The organism is Streptomyces sp. NPDC059456 (assembly GCF_042750055.1).
Classification (GTDB): domain Bacteria; phylum Actinomycetota; class Actinomycetes; order Streptomycetales; family Streptomycetaceae; genus Streptomyces.
In genome coordinates this window covers 1-6,113 of sequence record NZ_JBHYVA010000524.1, presented here as the reverse complement: position 1 = coordinate 6,113, position 6,113 = coordinate 1, and the positions used below count along the sequence as shown (strand labels likewise).

General features: G+C 74.6%; 6 protein-coding genes. 2 read left to right on the top strand and 4 right to left on the bottom strand.

Annotation, left to right across the window (positions count from 1 at the left end; translation table 11 throughout):
* The coding region (locus ACFXA3_RS32335) for a DMT family transporter (protein WP_385192631.1) at window positions 1–915 on the bottom strand (915 nt) is incomplete at its 3' end.
* A gap of 70 nt (window positions 916–985) precedes the next feature.
* Between ACFXA3_RS32335 and ACFXA3_RS32330 the strand changes: the two genes are divergently transcribed.
* Window positions 986–1,846 (top strand): LysR family transcriptional regulator, encoded by an 861-nt coding sequence (locus ACFXA3_RS32330; RefSeq protein WP_385192628.1) that lies wholly within the window; start codon window positions 986–988, stop codon window positions 1,844–1,846.
* 114 nt (window positions 1,847–1,960) lie between these two features.
* Here the strand turns inward: ACFXA3_RS32330 and ACFXA3_RS32325 are convergent, their stop codons facing one another.
* The 3 genes from ACFXA3_RS32325 to ACFXA3_RS32315 all read right to left on the bottom strand — a co-directional run bounded on the left by ACFXA3_RS32325 (window position 1,961) and on the right by ACFXA3_RS32315 (window position 5,473).
* A complete protein-coding gene (locus ACFXA3_RS32325) occupies window positions 1,961–2,218 on the bottom strand; it encodes a hypothetical protein (protein WP_385192625.1) in 258 nt (85 codons plus the stop codon).
* A gap of 274 nt (window positions 2,219–2,492) precedes the next feature.
* Window positions 2,493–4,598, bottom strand: coding sequence for a SpoIIE family protein phosphatase (locus ACFXA3_RS32320; protein WP_385192623.1), 2,106 nt, complete (start codon window positions 4,596–4,598; stop codon window positions 2,493–2,495).
* A 155-nt stretch (window positions 4,599–4,753) separates the two neighbouring features.
* Window positions 4,754–5,473 carry a MerR family transcriptional regulator gene (locus tag ACFXA3_RS32315; protein ID WP_385192620.1) on the bottom strand — a complete coding sequence of 240 codons (720 nt, stop codon included), beginning with the start codon at window positions 5,471–5,473 and terminating at the stop codon, window positions 4,754–4,756.
* Window positions 5,474–5,547: 74 nt separating this feature from the next.
* On the opposite strand from ACFXA3_RS32315, the gene ACFXA3_RS32310 reads away from it, so the two are divergent.
* Window positions 5,548–6,012: a DUF6194 family protein gene (locus ACFXA3_RS32310; protein WP_385192618.1), complete on the top strand. Its 465-nt coding sequence runs from the start codon at window positions 5,548–5,550 to the stop codon at window positions 6,010–6,012.
* Window positions 6,013–6,113 lie beyond the last annotated feature (101 nt).

The window sequence follows — 6,113 nt, the reverse complement described above, 5'->3', positions numbered from 1 at the left end:
GCGGGCCGCCCCCAACTCCTCATATCCCGGCCGTACTTGATCGACGCCCTGCTCGCCGAGCTCGGCCGGCTCGGCGGCCACCACCAGGGCGATCGCCGCGCACTCCGGCGCCGACAGCGTCTGACCGAGCACCAGGAACCCCGCCAGTGCGGCGATCGCCGGGGCCAGGCTCGTCAGCACCGCGAACGTCGCGGCCGGCAGCCGCCGCAGGGCCAGCAGCTCCAGCGCGTACGGCAGCCCCGAGGACAGCACCGCGACCGCCGCGCCCAGCCCCAGCACGTCCGGCCGCAGCAGTACGCCGCCCGCCGAGCCGATGCCCGGCGGCAGGGTCACCAGCGCCGCGACGCCCATCGCGAGGGCCAGGCCGTCCAGCCGCGGGAAGCGCGCTCCGGCCCGGGCGCCCAGGAGGATGTAGGCCGCCCACAGGGCCCCCGCCCCGAGCGCGCAGCAGGCACCCACCGGGTCGAGTCCGTCGAAGCCGCCCCGGCCGAGCAGGAAGACCCCGGCGAGCGCCAGGCCCGCCCAGAGCAGGCTGAGGGCGCGGCGCGCCGCCACGACGGACAACAGCAGCGGGCCGAGCACCTCCAGGGCGGCGGCCGGGCCCAGCGGCATCCGGTCGATCGCCTGGTAGAAGAGCACGTTCATACCGCCGAGGGCCACTCCGAAGGCGCAGGCCACGGCCCAGTCCGTACGGGAGTGGCCGCGCAGCCGGGGCCGGCAGACGGCCAGCAGGAGCAGCGCGGCGAGCGTCACCCGCAGCGACACCACGCCGAGCGCGCCGGCCGAGGGGAAGAGCAGCGCGGCGACGGCCGAGCCGAACTGTCCCGAGACCGTGCCCGCCAGGACCAGACCGATTCCACCGAGGCTCCCGATGCCGGGCCGTGTACGTACGAGGGTTCCCGCTGCCGTTGTCATGACCCTCACGCTAGGGATCCGCGCGGGCGGCGTGAAATGCCGGTTTGTGCAGTGGTTATGCTTCGCAGGCATGACCATGGAACTGCGTCATCTGCGGGCTTTCCTCGCCATCGCCGAGGAGGGCTCCATCACGCGTGCCGCGGCCCGGCTGCACACCGGCCAGCCCGCCCTCTCCCGCACCCTGCGCCGGCTGGAGGACCATCTGGGCGTGCGCCTGGTGGACCGCTCCACGCACCATCTGGAACTCACCGCCGAGGGCCGCACCTTCCGGGAAAGGGCCGCCACGGCGCTGGCCGCCGTCGAAGCCGCCCTCGACCCGCGCGGACTGACGGCACGGCCGCTGCGGCTCGGCCATCCGTGGGCGGCGCTCGGCGACCACACCGTCCCCCTGCTGCGGCGCTGGGACGAGAGGCACCCCGGCACGCCACTGGAGCTGCGCCGCGTCGACGACCGCTTCGCGGGGCTCACCCGGGGCACGGTGGACGTCGCCCTGCTGCGGGGCCCGGTGACGGAGCCGGGGCTGGTCACGGTGCACCTGCTCGCGGAGCCGCGGGTGGCCGTGGTGCCGGCGGGCAGTGACCTCGCGGACCGGGAGGTGCTCACGCCCGCGGACCTCGCGGCGTGGCCACTGGCCCTGAACACGGTGGCGGGCACGACCACCTTGGACCTGTGGCCCGCGGATGCGCGCCCCTCGACGACCATCGAGGTCGCCAACACCGACGAGTGGCTCACGGCCATTGCCGCGGGCCGTGCGGTGGGCGTCTCCACCTCGGCGACGCCCCGTATGCACACGCACCCGGCGATCGCCTACCGTCCGCTCAGCGGCGTCCCGCCGGTTCCGGTCCTCCTCGCCTGGCGCAGCGGGACGCCGGGACATCCCGCGATCGCGGACCTGGTGGCGCTGGCACGGGAGGTCGTGGCGCAGCGGTAGCGGCCGCGGGCCCGGGCGGGACGGCCCTCGCGCGGACGGGCCCGCGCCGATGGGCCCGTGTCGATGCCCCCGCTCAGGCCGAAGCGCCGGCCGCCGCGGTCAACGGCCCGCGGCTCACTGGCAGGTGAGGGTGAACGTGCGGCTGTCCGTCGCCCCACCCGAGTTGTCTCCCATGGAAGCCGTCACCTTGGGGGCCGGATCGTTGGCCGCGGCACGTACGGGGGACTTCACGATGAAGACGGGGGTCGCGGTGCTCGGGGCCGTGAACCTGACGACGGGTGAGACCCGCTTGCCGTTGTCGCTCGCCCAGACGACCGTGACGTCGCCCGTGAGCACGAGGTCGAATTCGACGGGATCCGTGCCGGCGGCCACCTCCAGCGTGCAGACGGCCGCCCCGGTGCCGCGCCGGGGGCGGCGGGCACCCGCTCCACCGGGGAGGCGTGGGCGGCCGTCGTCGCGGGCGGGGCGGCGGAGGTCACCAGGAGCGGGGTGAGGAGTGCGTGGCGAACGTGCCGGTTCATGCGTTCCCTTCTTGCGGGAAGCATCGAGGCGTGGGAGCACGACGGTGCGGAGGCGGACACGCGGTGCCGTGGACGTCCGCTTTCAGGATCCCGGCGGATCGGGCGCGGCATGCCGAGTCGGTTTCCTATCCGGCACCGTCCCGATGCGTCTGCTCCGTCCAGATGGTCTTCCCCTCGGTGCCGTACCGGGTGCCCCAGGCCCGGGCGAGCTGGGCGACGATGAACAGCCCGCGCCCGCCCTCGTCGGCGACGCTCGCGTGGCGCAGCCGCGGAGCCGAGGGGCTGCTGTCACGGACCTCGCAGGTGAGCACGCGGTCGTTGATGACGCGCAGCTCCAAGGGAGGCTTTCCGTACCGGATCCCGTTGGTGACGAGCTCGCTGACGATGACCTCGGTCTCGAACACCGTCTCCTGCGCCACGTTCCATTCCAGGAGCCGCTCACGGACGAGCCGTCTGGCGGTCGCGGGGGCCGTGGCGGCGTCCGGAAGCTCCCAGAGCGCCACCCGGTCGGCGGGGAAGGCATGGGTACGGGCGAGCAGCAGCGCGGTGGGGCCGTCCGCGCCGTCGGCATCCGCATCCGCATCCGCGTGTGCATCCGCGTGTGCATCCGTATCGGCGGTGGCGGGGGCGCGGGCGGTGAGCGTGTACAGGATGTCGTCGCGCAGCTCCTCCAGGGGGCGGTCGGCCCGTGCCAGTACGTGCAGGAGCGCCCCGGGGCCGCCCTGCGGGCGGGGGGCCGGGAACGGGGTGTCGGACAGGACCAGGAGCCCGCCGTCCGGGATCTCGAACGTCATCGCGGCGAACGGGGTGTTCCCGGTGCCCCCCAGCAAGGACCCCGACGGCACGTCCCTCACCTCGGTGCTGCCGTCGGGACGGACGACGACGAGACTGGGGGAGCCGGCTCCCGCGACGGTACAGGTGCGGGTCAGCGGGTCGTAGACGGCGTAGGCGCAACGGGCGGCGAGCGGTTTCGGGAGCAGCTGCTCGGCGGCCGGCCGGGCCGCGCGCTCGGACGACAGGAACACCGCGGTGTCGTTGAGCCGCGCGAGGAGCTCGTCCGGTTCCAGCTCGAACGCGGCCAGCGACCGTACGACGGTGCGCAACTGCCCCATGACGGTGGCGGCGTGCAGCCCCTGGCCCATGACGCTCCCCACGGCCAGTGCCGTACGGGCCCCGGACAGGGGGATGGTGTCGTACCACTGCACACCGCTGTCGGACGGCAGGAGCAGGTACGCCGTCTCCAGCGAGGTGTGCGAGGCCGGGCCGCGGGGGAGCAACTGCCGTTGCACGGTCGCGGCGACGGTGTGCTCGCGGGTGTAGCGGCGGGCGTTGTCGATGCACAGCGCCGTGTGGTCGGCCAGCTGGAGCACGAGAGCGACGTCGTTCCCGTCGTACGGGTCGGGCCGCTGTGCGCGGTACAGGCTGATCAGGCCCAGCACGGTGCCGCGCGTCGCCAGCGGAGCCGTGACCAGCTCACGGGCCCCCGACGCGCGGATGGCCTCCGCGCGGTCCGGATCCGCCACGAGCCACGGCAGGTCACCGTCCAGCGTGACCGCGCGGGGCTGCAGGTCGGAAACGGCCTGGGTGTAGGGCGTGGGCGCGGGCAAGGAGCGTACGTCGCCCAGCGGATGTGCCTGCGGTGCCTCGGGCCCGCCGCTGCCGCGGAATGCGGCCCGGCGCAGCGGAACGCCCTCCGGCAACGGGGCGAGCGGCGGATCGTCGCCGCGGAGCACGGCGTCCACCACCTCCACGACCGCGATGTCGGCCACCCGCGGCACCAGGACGTCCACGAGCTCCTGGCAGGTGGTCATGACGTCGAGCGTCCGCCCCACTTGCTCGCGCGCGAGCCGCAGTACCTCGGTGCGGGCCCGCCCCTTCTCCCGGTCGGTGACGTCGACCGCGGTCATCGCGACGCCCAGCACCTTCCCGGACGGCGCTTCGAGGCGGAAGACGGACACCTCGTGGAAGTAATCCCGGCCGGGTTCGCCCCCGCGCCGGGCCCGGAGCAGGCGCCCCACCACGGGCGCACCGCCGTCCAGCACCCCGCGGACGAGGTCCAGCGCCTCGCCCGCGTCGACGAGTCCGTAGACCTCGTCGAAGCGGCGCCCGACGAGGTCCTCCACGTGCACGTCCCGCATGGCGGGCGTGGCCGTGTTGACGCGTACGACGCGCAGATCGGTGTCCAGCAGGTGCAGGCCGACGGGGGAATGGCTGAAGAGCGCGTCCAGCATCGCGGACTCCGGCCCGTTCAGAGGCGCGGTCGACTCGCTGTGGGCCACTGCGTTACCCCATTCCGCCGGAACCGCCGGTACCGGCCGCTCGTTGCGCTGCGCCCTACGGCACGGACACCGACATCCTGACCCCATCCGGCGCCGCTCACGTGCGCTCAAGCCGTGCTGGGGCCAAGGATGGCCCGGATGGCGGCCGAAGCGTCGAGCAGGGCGCGCGAGCGCGTCGCGATGCCCGCCTCCCGGGCCGCCAGCGCCGACTCGACGGCCTCCCGCCGGTGCCCGCTCCGCAGGTCGGGCAGCAGGGCGCGCAGCGGTCCGACCCGGTATCCCGCGCCGCGCAGCTGGTGGACGATCCGGGCGTCGCGGACCTGCGCCGGTGTGTAGCGCCGGGTTCCCCGCGGGGGGAGCCGGTCGGGGACCACCAGGCCCTCGGCGTCCCAGTGCCGCAGCGTCGAGGCGCGCACCCCGAGGGCCGCGGCGAGTTCGGACACGCCCATCGCGTCCGCCGGGCGCACGTCCGCGATCGGCTCGGCCGAGATCCGGGCGGCCGCCTCCCGGGCGAGCGCCAGCTGCGTGCGCTCCCGGTCGAGCCGCGCGTGCACCGCGTCGAGGAGGGCGAGCAGCCGTGCTTCCGGGCCCTCGTGCAGGGCCCGGAGGATCCGTTTGGCCTCCACCGGACCCGTACCGACGGCGAGGGACCGGTAGGCCAGCGCGGACTGCACGTGGACCTCCGCGTGGACCCGGTAACCGGCGGCGGAGCGCTCCGCGGGCGGCAGCACGCCGTCGCGTTCGAGGTTGCGGACCTGCTGGACGGAGTAGCCGGTACGCCGTGCGACGTCGACCGTGCGCAACGCCGTCGATTGGAGGGTTGCCACGTGCTCCACCCCTGCATTCCCCGCGTGATGTGGCCGGAAGTCTCCACAACCACTTTAATGAAACGCTTGCGGACATGACCATCGACGAGATCATCGGCTTCATGGCCGGCCGCGAAGGGGTCCTGGCCGTCCGGCCGGCCCCCGGCGACGGCTCGCCCGGGATCAGCTGGGGCGACACGTTCTTCTACCACGCGCCGGACGGCGTCGTCCCGGCCGCGACCCAGCCCTTCGCGACGATCGTGACGAAGGACCATCCCGGCGATGCGGGATCGCGCCTCGACCGGCCGGACGCGTTCCGCGTCAACGTCGCCGCCGGGAGGCAGGAGTTCGTGCGCCGGACCGGACGGGCGCCGCAGGACGCGGCCGGTGACGGCGGTCCCGCCGCCGACGACACGGTCACGGCGCACCCCGTCTACGGGTCCCTCGGCTGGCTCGCCGTGGTGAACCCGGGGCGGCGCAGCGCCGAGACCCTGCGGGAACTGCTGTGCCACGCACACGATTTGGCGCGTGCGCGGTACGAGCGGCGAACGGGCCGGTGAGCGTCCGGGGCCGGCGGGCGGGCGCGGGCCGCCCCGGGCGGCCCGGTCTGCCGCGGCCGTCCCCTGGGGCTTGGTTACCCTTTGGCCACCCGCCGCCGTCT